Genomic DNA, 13,822 nt, shown 5'->3' with positions numbered 1-13,822 from the left:
GAAGAATGGCATTACAACGTATGTCCTAATGCTTCCCCCATATTCACTAAAGAATTAGCCTTGAATGCGGCATCCCACTGCATTTTGTTTTCTTCAAATAAAATCACTGCAGTTGAACCGAGGTAGAAACGACCCAGTTCAGCCCCTTTTTCCAGGAACAGATCATGCTGGTTTAACTCGATCCGGCCTGAAGGTTTCACTTTGCCGGTGGCTACGGTTTCAATACCGGCCACAATCATTGCACCGACCAATACGACTGCCATACGGCCGATTTCAGTATCAAACAGGCAGACCATACGTTCATTACGGGCAAACAGGCCCGGAATGTTTTCTGCAGTGACCTGATTAACCGAGAACAGCTCACCCGGAACATACAGCGTTTCAGTCAGGGTGCCGGCAAATGGCATATGTACCCGGTGGTAATCCCGCGGCGATAAATATACGGTAGCGAATTCACCATTTTTGAATGGCTCGGCTAACTGCGGATCGGCAATCAGGGCTTCAACGGTAAATTTCTGGCCTTTGGCCTGAAACACATCACCATTTTCAATTTTACCCAGCTGGGAAATCGCGCCGTCTGCAGGAGAAACAATGCTGCTGGCATCTGGATCAACCGCACGAATCCCTTCTTTCAGGGCACGGGTAAAAAATTCATTAAACGATTTGAATTTCAGGGCATTAGCCTGTTCAGCAATCGACATATCAATGCCGTACTGGGCCTTAAAGGCAGTAATCACAGCCGTTTTGATAATTGGGTTTTCGCTGGCGGCAATTTTCCCCACCACACGAGACAAGCGATGTTGCGGTACTAATCGTTGAGCTTTAATAAAAAACTGTTGTTTTAAACGTGACGTGATGCTCAAGATGGCAGCTCCCCTGTAGCGATTGGACTATCGAGGCGGTTGCCCCATTCACTCCACGCACCATCATAGGCTCGAATTTTCCAGCCCAGTAAACGACCTAGAATATAGGCCAAACCTGAGCGGTGATGGGACTGGCAGTACACCACAACGGGTTGATTCAAATCAAAGCCCAGTTGTTCCAGACGCTGCTGAGTACGTGGTAAAGGCTGTAATTTTAAATGATTTTCGCGATTAAGGGCAGTACTCCATTCAAAATGACGTGCTCCCGGAATATGACCGCCGCGGCGCGCTGCCAGACGAAGTCCGGTATATTCATCTTCAGTGCGGCAATCCCACAGTTGAACTTCTTCATTTTCAATGAGCTGGCGTAATTCATCATATTCAATCTGAGACTCTGCTTTTTGCTCGAGATTTACAGGAACTAAATGACTCACCGGGCTAAATATTTCCTGATCGGAAGAGGTGGGCAAACCGGCACCCAGCCAGGCGTGAATGCCGCCATTGAGTAAACTGGTATTTTCAAAACCCAGACAATGCAGATTCCAGAGCAAACGCCCTGCCCATGCGCCGCCTTCATCATCGTAGGCCACCACATGATGCCCAGGCGAAATATTCAGATAATCAATGAGGGCCTGCAAACCTTCTGCGTCAGGCAATAATCCCATTCTGTATTCATCCTGGCGTACCAGCAGTTTAGGCCGCAGATGCAAGGCATGTGGAATATGCAACTGCTCATACACAGAGGCACGACTCAGATCGACAATACGAAGTTTTTCATGGCCCAAATAGGGAACTAAATCTTCTGCCTCAATCAGCAGGCCAAAATTAAAAGCTGCAGCGGTCATCGTTATCATGGCTATTATTGGATAAATCCTGTTGATCTTAGCACAGCTCGTTTTTACACTTATGCGCTTTCTTTGCAGATGATTAGCAGGATTTGAGCTAAACCCTGGTCTAAAAGCGTCTTACATAAAAAACCGCCTCTGCATAGAAACGGTTCTTAAAAATGACGGTTTTTTAAAATTGGCTTAGGCCGGTTCAGGGATTTCAAAGACCTGACGCAGATAGGCAAGGAAAGTATCGTTATCGGTCATGGTTTTGCCGGGACTATCCGAGATTTTTGCTACCGACTGCCGGTTACACTCTACCAGTTTCAACACAATATTTAATGGGGTTTGCCCCATATCATTGGTCAGGTTGGTGCCAATCCCGAAACTGACCTGAAAGCGGTCTTTAAAGTATTGATGCAGTTTCCAGGCTTTTTCCAGATCCAGCCCATCACTGAAGGTCAGCATCTTGGTTTTGCTGTCGATTTTCAGCTTTTTATAATGTGCATAGGCTTTGTCACCCCATGCATAGGGATCGCCACTGTCATGACGCAAGCCATCAAACAGTTTGGCAAAGTACAGGTCAAAGTCGCGCAGGAAAGCATCCATACCGACCACATCGGTCAGGGCAATACCCAGGTCACCCCGGTATTCCTGTACCCAGGTTTCCAGGGCGTATTTCTGGAAATTACGCAAGCGCACATCCAGCGCCTGAAAGGCTTGCAGGAATTCATGTGCCATGGTGCCAATCGGGGTCAGCCCTAACTCTTTGGCTAGCAGTACATTGCTGGTGCCACGGAATACATGCGGTGCGGCTTTGTGAAATTCTTCAACGACATGCTTTTGCCATTCAAAACTATAACGGCGACGCGTACCAAAATCCGACACTAAAAATGGTGGATCATTTGGATTCTGGGCTGCATCATACTGTTTTAGCAGCTCGATTTTGGCTTTTAAACGGCGCTCGCCTTCTGCCAGCACTTCAAGGGTGCGGATGCGACTAAAATACAGTTCATTCACGATCGACAGAACAAAAATTTCAAACATCATGGCCTGTACCATCGGGCCTTCCACCACAATATCCAGACGGCCTTGACTGTCAATTCCGGCTTTGATAAAGCGGCGTTTAAGCTGGAACAGTTCCAGATAATCCACAAAATCACTTTTGATAAAACGTAAACTTCTTAAATATTGCAGTTCATCTTCTTTGAACTTGAGCTGACACAGCAGGTCCAGTTGATGATTGAGATCATCCAGAATATCCGTCAGTGGATAGACTGTATCTTCCAGATTACGACACCGGAAATGGTAGACACTATGCGTTTGCGGAAACTGGTGTAAGACCACTTGTAACATGGTGAATTTGTACAAGTCAGTATCTAACAGAGAATGGATAATTGGGGCCATAACTAAGGGAATATCGCTGTGCTTATCTTTGCATTAAAGCATAAAAAGTCATGTAATATTGCAGGATTTACGTACAGCCGGCTGGATTGCGACAAAAGTATCAGGAGTATAATCCGGTTTATTTCTGGGTTTTGACCCGAGCTTTTTCCTGCTCCTGAATCAGTTTCTGCAGCTGTTTTTCCTGGCCAATCACCTTGGCAAATTCGGCTGTGGTCTTTTGCCCGGTTTTTTGGGCCTGGGCATCACAGTCCACCTGACGCAACTGCTTGGCAATCGCAAATTCCATTTTAAACAAGGCACCCATCAAGGCAGTATTGCCGCGGTGATCTCGTGCGCAGCGGTCTGCACCATGTTTAAGCAAACTGGTGACAATCGCTTGATGACCATAATACGTTGCCATCATTAAAGGGGTATAACCGTCGCTATTTCGTACATCGGCCGGAAAACCATGCTTTAAGAATTCATTAATGACCTCTTCATTGCCCGTCTTCGCTGCTGCAAAGAACAGCGCAATCAATTCCTGCTGTGAGTTCATCTGAACATTGTCCACAGTTTTAGCGGGGGAGATCTCCTTCGCGGCAGTCACGTTTGCAAATACGGAACCTATCGCGAGAATACTGGCTAAACAGATAGATGACATAACTTTCATGATGAACTCCAGTAGAAATCGAAGTCATTTCAATAAGGTTGAATCTTGAAATGTATTTTGAATTGAAAGAAACAAGTTGCCTGTAGAACTCCCCCTAGGGTGCAGGAAAGGTTTGGAATTCTACAGGACTTTGCGGAGGTGAATTCTTAAACCCTAGTCACCAATCCTGATTGACCAACCGAAATCAGTCTGTTAACTGTGCTGCTTTGGCTTTGACCGTCGCGATGTTGCCATTCACGGCTTTGGTCATGCGTGTACCGTAGTCAGCATCTGCCTTGTAGAAATAAGACAACATGATGTGCTTGGTTTCTGAATCTTTTACTGCACCTAAGTCGGCAGCCAGGTTCATGATCAGGTCATCTTTTTCTTTGGCTGTGTATGAACGGTATAGCTCACCTGCCTGCTTAAAGTTCTGCTCTTTCACACCAATTTGCTGTACATGACCAGATAATGGTGTTTGTACTGCACGCGCTTTTTCAGTTGCAGCTTTTGGCTCCTTGCGGCTTGGCTCATAGTTCACATCCGAGTCACGCTCAGACACGTTCATATAACCTTCCTGGTTGTTGTTATTTACCGCAACCACTGGACGGTTTACCGGAATTTGCTGGTGATTGGCACCCAGACGGTACATTTGCGTATCTGAGTAAGAGAAGATACGCCCTTGTAATAGACGGTCTTCTGATGGCTCGATGCCCGGAACCAGATTACCTGGTGCAAACGCCGCCTGTTCAGTCTCATTGAAGAAGTTCTTCGGCATACGGTTCAGGGTCAAGGTACCGACTTTGGTTTCTGGCATCAGATCCGTTGGCCAGATTTTGGTTGGATCTAGCGGATCGAAATCAAACTTGCCTAGGTCTTTAGGATCAAGCACCTGAATATAAAGATCCCATTTCGGGAAGTTGCCTGCATAGATGTTGTTATAAAGATCATTGGTCAGGTGATTGAAATCTTTAGCCTGCTGCTCAGCCGCCTGTTTCACGTTCAAGCCTTTCACGCCCTGTAATGAGCGGAAGTTGAATTTCACATACTTGTATTCGCCTTTGTCGTTATACAGCTTGTAAGCATGTACACCGAAACCGTCCTGTTCACGATAGCTGGTTGGCACACCTTGTTTGCCGTATACATAAGTCAGCATGTTGGTTGCCCATGGCTGGCTCGACAGGAAGTCAAACACACGGTTGGCATCTTGCACGTTGGTCACCGGGCTTGGCTTCATTGCATGAATAAAGTCGGGGAATTTGATCGCATCACGGATGAAGAATACCGGTGTCTGGTTACCGACCAGGTCCCAGTTCCCTTCTTGGGTATAGAACTTCAACGCAAAACCGTGCGGGTCACGTAGCGTTTCCGGTGAACCTTTACCATGAATCACGGTAGAGAAACGCAGGAAAACTGGAGTTTTAGTACCCGCTTTGAACAATGAAGCAAGGGTAAGATCCGACAGATCCTTGGTTGCTACGAATTCACCATATGCTCCTGTACCACGCGCATGGACCACACGCTCAGGAATGCGCTCACGACCAAAACGTTGTAATTTTTGAACCAGCTGAACGTCCTGAAGCAATACCGAACCATTTGGACCCGCAGTGATTGAGTTCTGGTTATCACCGACTGGCGCGCCATTATCTTTGGTTAGAGGAGCAGCTTGTGCGGCTGTGACAGTTGCAAGCATTGCAACCAGTAATGAACGCTTAAACATTTCTAAATCTCTCAATTTATTACCTTTCCTGCACGAGCTAAGATACGCCAACAGAATAAATAGATAAAACAGATTATTTTCATTAATTCAATCGTTTTAATGAATTTACAAAAATTGATCAATTGATTTTTAAATATTTAAAGCTTATAAAACCTGCAACCCTTCCTGCTTAAAATTTTATTCTTGCTACAATCACGTCCATCTATCGTTATCAGTCAATATGTAAAATGCGTGCCTTATTACAAAGAGTCTTAGAAGCTAAAGTCGTAGTCGACGGTGAAACCACTGGAGAAATTGGTAAAGGAATTCTGGTTTTTCTGGGTCTGGGCAAGGACGACAATCTGGAAAAAGGCAAAAAGCTGATTGATAAGATATTGAAATACCGCTTCTTTGACGACGAACAGGGCAAGATGGGCTGGAATGTCAGTCAGGCCGGAGGCGGTTTACTGCTGGTTTCGCAGTTTACCCTGATGGCACAAACCCAAAAAGGCTTACGTCCCGACTTCGGTCCGGCCATGCCGCCTGCCGAGGCCAAAGTCCTATATGAGCAGCTGGTAGAATATGCCCAGAGCCAGTTTGAACATGTGCAAACCGGTATTTTTGCAGCCGACATGAAAGTCCATCTGGTTAATGACGGCCCGGTGACGTTTAATTTAGAAGTTGAATAACAAGGTTATTCGCTCCATCAAAAAAGCCCTCCAATGAGGGCTTTTTTTAATCCTTTCCTGACTCCTCTTTTTTCAAGGAGGAGAAGAAAGCAATCAGATTTTATTTACCCGTCTTTTCTTTAATAAACTGACGGGCCATTTTAATTTTTTCTTTGACTGGTTTTGGCAGTTTTGGTGGAATCATCTTCGCCACCTGGTTAAACCAGACCAGCAGACCAAAATCACCTTCCATTTTGATGGTGCCACTTTGCATACCGGTCATAAATGCCGTCGGGTCACCTTTAATCAAGGTCTTCACACCCTGCTCACTGTCAGCAAACTGCAAAACAAAATCGGCTTTTTCAGCATCACCCGAAACCGTATCAATATGACCATTATCTACAATAATCTGACGGGCCATACCTTCATCTGTACCAATCTGGATACGGAACTGACGCCCATGTACCAGTTCAATGAATTTCGGGCTGGTACGTGCCAACTGCTTCATACGTAAAGCTAAACCTGCAACCAGTAAGTCCAGCGGATCGGTACTCATATCAATAAGAGGAAGTTTTAACACGGGAATGGATGACAGTTTCATGGAGGATGCCTATTCTAATTGTACGAAAATTGACAAATATCCTAGCATAGTTCTGGGCTAGGTGGATTAAGCAGTTTGTATCATATTTCCAAACTGAAAAATGCACCCTTAGGTGCATTTTTTTGATTAAAACTTGTAAACTTAACGGCTTGAAAGCTGCTGCTGGTCGTCTTCATAGACTGGCGTATGTTCGATGCAACGGCGTTTTGCCAGAGCACGCTCAGCACGACGATCTTCACGCAATAACAGGAAAGTCACAACTATCATGACTGCCGTTAGCGCGCTCAGGTAACTATATGTCATTGGAAGCTCAAACCAGGCTTGAGTTCCTACACGAATCACCTCGATCAGGCCCCATACCAGCATCCCGGCCGCCATAAAGCTCAACCAGCGACGATAAGGCGAGAAGAACACAGCAATGACAGCTGCAGCGACTAAACTGAAACCCACGATCGTTGCTAAATTCGCTGTTACCATATAAACCCCTCCATCCAAGATAGATAGCTTCCCGCTTGATCCTGCAAGGTTTCTACCTATTGAATTTCGCTAAATCAATAAAATGGAATCTGTTGATTTGTATCTCTATGCCTGCATTATGCTGAGTTTTTTGCATAAAAAAAGTCCTGTCATTCAGCCTAACGACATACTTTGTCGCGATATTATATTGTCATTACATTTTTTGCTTTTCACATTTTTGTGGATCAATGACTGCGTCAATGTTGGCGTGTCATTACAAAATTATCAGTGCTTTTTTTGAGTTAAAAAATTATTTTTCCGTTTAAGATGATCGATGTTTTTGTAGTCAGATCGTGGCTGCCTCTTTTCTAATCCATGCCATAAACAATAAAAAAACGCGACCCTGAGGTCACGTTTAAAATCAATCAAAGCCTGTACTTATGCACGGTTTAGGTCTTTATCATGTACGCCGAGCAGATACAGCACGCCGTCCAGACCGACACTGGAAATCGCCTGATTGGCATTTTGACGAACCAGAGGCTTGGCACGGAAAGCCACACCGAGTCCTGCAATGGACAGCATTGGCAAATCATTGGCGCCATCACCGACTGCAATGGTCTGTTCCAGCGAAATTCCCATCTCCTGGGCAATTTCACCAAGCAAGAAGGCTTTACGCGCACCATCGACAATATGACCTTTGACTTCACCCGTCACCACACCATCCTGAACATCAAGCGCATTGGCATGCACTTCATCGATATCTAGTTTACTTTGCAAATATTCGGCAAAGTACTGAAAACCGCCAGAAAGAATTGCGGTACGGTAACCCAATGCTTTTAAAGTTGAAATTAGACGTTCAGCACCCTCGGTAATGGTAAGGCGCTCGGCAATTTTTGGGAGTACCGATGCATCCATACCTTTGAGCAAGGCCACACGAGCACGGAAACTTTGCTGGAAGTCCAGCTCACCCTGCATGGCACGTTCGGTGATTTCTGCGACCTGTTTCCCTACACCCGCTTCAATCGCCAGCTCGTCAATGACTTCCTGCTCGATCAGGGTGGAGTCCATATCGAAGCAGACCAGACGGCGGTTACGGCGATAGGCATTGTCTTCCTGCACCGCGACATCGACATTAAGTTCAGTGGATAAACGCAAACAGGCAGCGCGCATTGCGGCTGCATCGAGCATCTGTCCTTTTAAACCGAACTCCACACAGGCGCGTTTCGGACCGCTGCTGTGACCATCTAGGGCCGGACGGCCAGACAGACGGGTCACGGTTTCAATATTAAAACCCTGAGCCGAAACAATCTGGGTTACAGCTTGCAGATGAGAGGCATTTAATTCAGGAGCCAATGCCGTTACGATATAACGTGTGCGTCCACCTTCTTTGACCCACTGCTCGTATTCAGTCGCAGAGATCGGTTTAAAGCGCACAGTTAACCCGATATCATGTGCTAGAATCAGGATCTCCTTCATGGCTAATGCAGTCGCTGTCTGGTCTTCAGACGCTACGACAATACCTAAGGTTAACTGATTATGAATTACCGCTTGCCCTACATCTAAAATCTGTAGGGAATGGGCGGACAAAACCTGCATTAATCGTGTAAATTGATTAGGCTGGTCAGGTCCTAAGAATGATATAAGAATGATTTCTCGCATGAATTGACTCGGGTCTGAGCTACAACTATTGTTAGAATCATAATCGAAATTGAACAGAATTGCCTTGGAAGTTTACGTTGAATGCGCCTAGACAAGGGCTATTTGCTAGCCTATTGATTGTAAGTTTTGCTCTGCATACCTTTTTACTGGTATTGGCAACCACTCACCAGCTAAATGAAAACCGTGCCAGTCAGGGACAGCTGATCACCAGTCAACTGGTGACAGACAGCCTGTCTGAGCTGGAACCGCCCAACCGGGTTTCTCTGGCGTTGCTGGCAAATCGTTATGCCACTAACCCTAGTGTGGCTTCAATCCGAATTCTGGATGCGAAAGGTCAGGTTTTAGCTACAGGCGGACTAACCAAGACCCGGGATGGCGAAGTTTTTGTGCGTGACGCGCTACAAAATGAGAAAAAAGTTGGTCTGATTGAAATCACGCTGATTGAACCAAGTATTGGTGAAATTCTGCGGACCCAATGGCTGGCGATTCTGCTCTCTTTCATCATTCACGCTTTGCTTTGGGTCGCCTATCGTGCAGTAGCCCGTCCAAGCCGTACCGAATATCTGGCGCGCATCAATAATGAATCACGACTGAAATTTGAAATCCAGTCGCTGACACAAGCCCTGGAACAGGAAAAACATAATGCGGCACTGGCGATTGCCCAGGCCCAACAGACAGTGAAAAACAAAGCCAAAGAAAAAGAACATAAACCAGCTGTACTGGAAAGCGACAGCCTGAGTTTAAATATCCAGTTCTACGATCCAAAACAGTTACTCGATAGCGTGAATAAAACCGTGTCGGTGCCTTATTTCAATCTCTGTCAGATTTTTCTGAATAAAGCCACTGAACTGTGTGTGCAACGCTATAAATTGAATAGTTCTGATATTTGTACCGTACATAAATTTAATGAAAAAGGTGCCACGATCAGTATTGCACTAGACAAACCAAATGCCTTGGCCTGTCTGACCATGATCAGTGCCGTGTTCCAGCTGCTTTCGGAAGTTCTGTATAAACGCTACCGTGAAGAAAAACGTTTTGTGCTGCAAACCCGTAGCGCAATTGCCTCTAAAGTCGAGGAGATGCAGCTTAGTTCGGTACAAGCCTCTGAGCGTCTTAGCCAACACCTAGTCGCAAAAGAAAGTGCCTTACATGTACCGAATAGCTTGCTGAAAGATGTGAGCGATCACTTTCAGCTGGTCAGTATGCCAAATCCAACCAATGTCCTGACCCGTCATGCCTTTGTAGTGAATGGAATGGATGCAGAAACTGCAGAGCTGGCACAAACATTTAGAACCGAGATTTTAAAATCTAAACAGTCCAAAGCTTCATAAATTTTCTAAAGTAAAAATCCCGACATTCAGTCGGGATTTTTATAACTGAAATCTAAAAAAACAATTATTTAGATTAATACTCATTTTAAAATTCTAGCTCTCTGTATCCAGTTTTTGTTGTGAAGCTGAGGCACTGTTTTTGCTTTTGGCAGCCCAGTAGGTGGCCAGTGCCGGCCCAGAAATATTATGCCAAAGACTGAAAATCGCGCTTGGCAAAGCTGTAAGTGGTGATGCGGCAAAATGGGTTGCAGCCAAGGCCACCCCCAGACCAGAATTCTGCATCCCGACTTCAATCGATACCGCACGACAGTCTATTTCTGCCAGCTTGAACATGCGACTGGCCCAATAACCCAGCAGATAGCCCAAGCCATTGTGTAAGGCCACAATTCCTAGAATCATCAGCCCCGATTGCAGAATCTGGGCTTTGCTGCCAGCAATAATCGCTGCGACAATTGCAACAATCGCAATCACAGAAATCAGCGGCATCACCTGAATATAGCCCGTGACTTTTTGCTTGAGTAGCGCCCGAACGACTAAACCCAGAATAATGGGAAACAGCACTACTTGTAGGATCGACACTAGCATGGATAAGGCATTGATCTCAATCCACTGACTGGCCAGCAGATAGAAAATTGCCGGAGTTAAAATGGGGGCCAGCAAGGTGGAGACCGAGGTACAGGCGACAGACAAGGCCGTATTACCCTTGGCCATATAGGTAATCACGTTGGACGCGGTTCCACCCGGACAGCAACCGACCAATATCACCCCGATCGCAATCTCCGGTGGCAACTGAAACAGCTTGCACAGCATAAAGGCCAAACCCGGCATCACCATAAACTGGGCCACCACGCCAATTGCTACCGCCTTCGGACTTTGCAGGACACTTTTAAAATCGCCCACGGTCATGGTCATGCCCATACCAAACATAATAATGCCCAGCATCCACGGAATATAAGCCCGTAACCAAACAAAAGCTTCGGGGATCATCAAGGCAATGCCGGAAAAAAGTACGACCCATAAAGCAAAGGTTTTTTGGACAAATTGGCTAAACTGGAGCAAGGCTGACATGAGTTTCATCCAGGTGACATCAAGGGAGAGAAAGTGAAATAAAACAGGTATCTGTCGCTATCTGGCGTGGCAGATATAAATACAAAAAAGATCAAAGGGATATTCAATTTCTATCCCTTCACTGATTTAAGCGGTCTGAACAATATCTTTTACATAGATACGTTTTACCCCATGCGCCAGCATATCTTGCCACGCATGTTGTAAGGAACCATTCAGATCAATGCCTTTGGTGGCATCTGCAATCACAAAGGTCTTAAAGCCCAGTTTGCAGGCATCGATTACGGTCCAGGCCACACAAAAGTCTGTGGCAATCCCGACCACAAATACGCTATCAATTCCGCGCTCACGCAAATAACCGGCAAGACCGGTATTGGTTTTCTGGTCAGCTTCCATAAAGGCAGAATAACTGTCGATCTGGGAATGAAAACCCTTGCGGATAACCAGTTGTGCTTGCGGTAAATTTAAATCCGGATGCAACTCGGCATCTACTGTCCCCTGCACACAGTGCTTTGGCCATAAGACCTGAGTGCCATAATCCAGCTGAACACTGTCATAGGCTGCTTTACCGGGATGATTGTCGGCAAAAGAAATATGATTGTCAGGATGCCAGTCCTGAGTCAGGATAATATGATTAAAATGCTGCCCCAATAAATTGATATTGGGGATAATCTGGTCAGCATTGGCTACAGCCAGATTGCCACCTGGGGTAAATCCTCTTTGTACATCCACAACCAGTAAAGCGATATTATTCTGCATCTGTTTTTCATCCATTGAAATCTCGATTTATGCCCAAGCATAGCGCAAAATGCCCCATAATTTTTAGCCCTAGGCCTAAAAATGACATGACTCTGCATTCTCATACAAGCAGATCGAGAGATTCATGGTTTTTTGAAAATATACGATGAGTTCGATGTTTATACCTGACTAGATCTCTGCAAAAAATAAGTTCTAAGATACCCTTGCAGATAAGGCCATGCGTGTTTCTGCTAATAGCGAATAGAGTCGTGTATTTGATGCCTCAATTCCAAAAACAAAAAAGCCTGCAAGTGCAGGCTTTTTAAAATCTTTGAGTATTACACTTTAGTGCGATTTACCAGGAACAGCATACACAGCGCAGAGATAAGGATACATGGAATTGCAGCTGTAATCACACCTGCGGCACCAAAGCCTGCAACCAGTAGCTGACCCGCGATGACTGGACCTAGCATGGCACCAATCCGGCCGACTGCAGAAGCAACACCAACACCGGTACCACGTACTTCTGTCGGGTAAACGATACTACCAAAGGCATACAATACACCCTGACAGCCAATCACGAAGGCACCGGCCAATGCGGCTGCCATATACATCTGGTTCAGCGAACTCGCACCATTGAGCGCCAGTAGACCTGCCAGAATACCGCCGTACATCAACAGGATGACACACGCTTTCTTCCAGCGGTCAGTCAGCAGACCCAGAATAATCGTACCAATCGTCGCCGTGACCATAAAGTAGAACTGTGCGGTTGAACCATCCTTGCGGGTAAAGCCAAGTTCCATAAACAATGATGGCAACCAGCTCAACATGATGTAAACCACCATCAAGGTAAAGAAGTAGCTGATCCAGATACACATGGTGCGTAACAGGTTATCCGAGTTAAACAGATCCTTAAATGAGCCTTGTGGTGCAACTGCAAGTTCTGCTGCAGTTTTGTTCTTGGCTTTCAGATATTCCTTCGATTCAGGCAAAAACCGCATCATCAATGGAATTGCAAAAATCGGTAACAGGCCACCCAGATAGAAAACATTCTTCCAGTTGGCACCAAATTCAGTCGCAGCAATTAAAGACAAAAGCGCTGCACCCACTGGCATACCGCAGTACATCAAGCCAACTGCACGACCACGGTTTTGTGGAGATACAGCTTCAGAAGCCAGTGTGATCAGAATCGGCATCGCGCCGCCCAGACCTGCTCCAGCCAGAAAACGGACTAATAGCAGACTGTTAAAGCTGTTGACCCAGACTGTACATAAGGTAAATACAGCAAATATTGCTGTCGACCAGATCAAGACTTTCTTACGGCCAATACGGTCCGCAAATCGACCACCAACCAGTGCACCCGGCAATAAACCCAGAATCCCTGCACTAAAAAACACACCCAACTGGGAACTATCGAGACCAAAATGCTCACGAATCCCTGCAGCAGCAATCCCGGCTGCCTGAATATCTAAGCCTTCAATCACCGCAATCAGAAAACAGATCGCGACCGTGACGATAGCATGCTTATTGTCTGATTTTTCCATTGGATTATCCTTGTTCAATCAGCGTTACAAAAGACAGCCATCATCTATGAGCCGAACTGCAGAATATAACTATCAATAAGTTGAACGTTTTGCTTGGATCTTCCAAAAGGGACTGAAGCAGATGAATCTGAGTCACTGCCAGACAAAGTCGCAAAAGCACTTAATCAAAATCTCATAAAATGTAAAATCTGTACTTTAAGGCTTATACATCAAGTTAAAAAATCAGCCAATAAGAAAAAAACATCCAATGCATTGATATTTTAAAGAGATTAGTCCTGTCAGTTTTCGGCTTTATTTGTTTCCTTATGACAATACCTTCAAGATGTAGAAGATATG

13 protein-coding genes are annotated in these 13,822 nt (G+C 45.6%); 2 read left to right on the top strand and 11 right to left on the bottom strand.

What is annotated here, in order from left to right; translation table 11 throughout:
• Positions 1 to 11 precede the first annotated feature (11 nt).
• The 5 genes from asd to KUG37_RS03185 form a co-directional block, all read right to left on the bottom strand.
• On the bottom strand, positions 12 to 863 hold the full coding sequence (gene asd / locus KUG37_RS03205) for an archaetidylserine decarboxylase (protein WP_216937661.1): 852 nt from the start codon (positions 861 to 863) through the stop codon (positions 12 to 14).
• Positions 860 to 1,708 (bottom strand): sulfurtransferase, encoded by an 849-nt coding sequence (locus KUG37_RS03200; RefSeq protein ID WP_216940153.1) that lies wholly within the window; start codon positions 1,706 to 1,708, stop codon positions 860 to 862. Before KUG37_RS03200 ends, asd begins: the two co-directional genes overlap by 4 nt.
• A gap of 183 nt (positions 1,709 to 1,891) precedes the next feature.
• The gene (gene pncB, locus KUG37_RS03195; protein WP_216940151.1) at positions 1,892 to 3,097 is read right to left on the bottom strand and encodes a nicotinate phosphoribosyltransferase; all 1,206 of its coding nucleotides are present in this window, start codon (positions 3,095 to 3,097) and stop codon (positions 1,892 to 1,894) included.
• Between the two features lie 118 nt (positions 3,098 to 3,215).
• Positions 3,216 to 3,746, bottom strand: coding sequence for an ankyrin repeat domain-containing protein (locus KUG37_RS03190; RefSeq protein ID WP_216937645.1), 531 nt, complete (start codon positions 3,744 to 3,746; stop codon positions 3,216 to 3,218).
• Between the two features lie 184 nt (positions 3,747 to 3,930).
• Positions 3,931 to 5,445: a catalase gene (locus KUG37_RS03185; RefSeq protein ID WP_216937642.1), complete on the bottom strand. Its 1,515-nt coding sequence runs from the start codon at positions 5,443 to 5,445 to the stop codon at positions 3,931 to 3,933.
• A gap of 227 nt (positions 5,446 to 5,672) precedes the next feature.
• Here KUG37_RS03185 and dtd point away from each other — a divergent pair, with 227 nt between their 5' ends.
• Positions 5,673 to 6,113, top strand: coding sequence for a D-aminoacyl-tRNA deacylase (gene dtd / locus KUG37_RS03180; RefSeq protein WP_216937639.1), 441 nt, complete (start codon positions 5,673 to 5,675; stop codon positions 6,111 to 6,113).
• A 100-nt stretch (positions 6,114 to 6,213) separates the two neighbouring features.
• Here the strand turns inward: dtd and KUG37_RS03175 are convergent, their stop codons facing one another.
• The 3 genes from KUG37_RS03175 to serB all read right to left on the bottom strand — a co-directional run bounded on the left by KUG37_RS03175 (position 6,214) and on the right by serB (position 8,808).
• Positions 6,214 to 6,693 carry an SCP2 sterol-binding domain-containing protein gene (locus KUG37_RS03175; RefSeq protein WP_216937627.1) on the bottom strand — a complete coding sequence of 160 codons (480 nt, stop codon included), beginning with the start codon at positions 6,691 to 6,693 and terminating at the stop codon, positions 6,214 to 6,216.
• A gap of 141 nt (positions 6,694 to 6,834) precedes the next feature.
• Positions 6,835 to 7,170 (bottom strand): ciprofloxacin tolerance protein AciT, encoded by a 336-nt coding sequence (aciT, locus tag KUG37_RS03170; RefSeq protein WP_216937616.1) that lies wholly within the window; start codon positions 7,168 to 7,170, stop codon positions 6,835 to 6,837.
• Positions 7,171 to 7,587: 417 nt separating this feature from the next.
• Positions 7,588 to 8,808 (bottom strand): phosphoserine phosphatase SerB, encoded by a 1,221-nt coding sequence (gene serB / locus KUG37_RS03165; RefSeq protein WP_216937614.1) that lies wholly within the window; start codon positions 8,806 to 8,808, stop codon positions 7,588 to 7,590.
• Between the two features lie 77 nt (positions 8,809 to 8,885).
• Between serB and KUG37_RS03160 the strand changes: the two genes are divergently transcribed.
• A complete protein-coding gene (locus KUG37_RS03160) occupies positions 8,886 to 10,139 on the top strand; it encodes a hypothetical protein (RefSeq protein ID WP_216937612.1) in 1,254 nt (417 codons plus the stop codon).
• A gap of 93 nt (positions 10,140 to 10,232) precedes the next feature.
• Here KUG37_RS03160 and KUG37_RS03155 read toward each other — a convergent pair whose 3' ends face one another.
• The 3 genes from KUG37_RS03155 to mhpT form a co-directional block, all read right to left on the bottom strand.
• A complete protein-coding gene (locus tag KUG37_RS03155) occupies positions 10,233 to 11,207 on the bottom strand; it encodes a bile acid:sodium symporter family protein (RefSeq protein WP_216937608.1) in 975 nt (324 codons plus the stop codon).
• 126 nt (positions 11,208 to 11,333) lie between these two features.
• Positions 11,334 to 11,963 (bottom strand): bifunctional nicotinamidase/pyrazinamidase, encoded by a 630-nt coding sequence (gene pncA / locus KUG37_RS03150; protein WP_216940182.1) that lies wholly within the window; start codon positions 11,961 to 11,963, stop codon positions 11,334 to 11,336.
• A gap of 317 nt (positions 11,964 to 12,280) precedes the next feature.
• The gene (gene mhpT / locus KUG37_RS03145) at positions 12,281 to 13,486 is read right to left on the bottom strand and encodes a 3-(3-hydroxy-phenyl)propionate transporter MhpT (protein ID WP_216937606.1); all 1,206 of its coding nucleotides are present in this window, start codon (positions 13,484 to 13,486) and stop codon (positions 12,281 to 12,283) included.
• Positions 13,487 to 13,822 lie beyond the last annotated feature (336 nt).

This window comes from Acinetobacter sp. BY419 (assembly GCF_019038395.1).
In the GTDB taxonomy this organism is placed as follows: domain Bacteria; phylum Pseudomonadota; class Gammaproteobacteria; order Pseudomonadales; family Moraxellaceae; genus Acinetobacter.
The sequence above is the reverse complement of the archived record's forward strand: the minus strand, read 5'-3'. Positions and strand labels throughout refer to the sequence as shown.